1 protein-coding gene is annotated in these 347 nt (G+C 54.2%); it reads left to right on the forward strand.

The genetic code is table 11. From position 1 onward, the window contains the following. Positions 1 to 43: 43 nt before the first annotated feature. Positions 44 to 347: porin (locus H6A60_RS12845; protein ID WP_205105249.1), on the forward strand; the 304-nt coding region annotated here is incomplete at its 3' end.

Genomic DNA, 347 nt, shown 5'->3' on the forward strand with positions numbered 1-347 from the left:
TACGACGGGTTTGATCCCGCCTCCTTAACGGAGAGTCAGAAAAATGAAAAAGACCCTGCTTGCGCTTGCGACTCTTAGCGCTATGGCCGGTTCCGCTTTTGCTGCAGATGTCACCGTTTACGGTTTGGTCGATTACGGCTTCCAGTTCAAGCATGTCGACCAATACACCCAGACTGGTGATGACAACACATTCCAGATGAAGTCCGGTATGAACTCCGGCAGCCGCTTCGGTCTCAAAGGTTCGGAAGATCTCGGCAATGGCCTGAAGGTCGGTTTCGTACTTGAAAACGGCTTCAGCGCCGACGACGGCACGCTCGACAACGGCGGTCGTCTGTTCGGCCGTGAAT

Source organism: Sutterella massiliensis (assembly GCF_016899755.1).
Taxonomy (GTDB): Bacteria; Pseudomonadota; Gammaproteobacteria; order Burkholderiales; family Burkholderiaceae_F; genus Sutterella; species Sutterella massiliensis.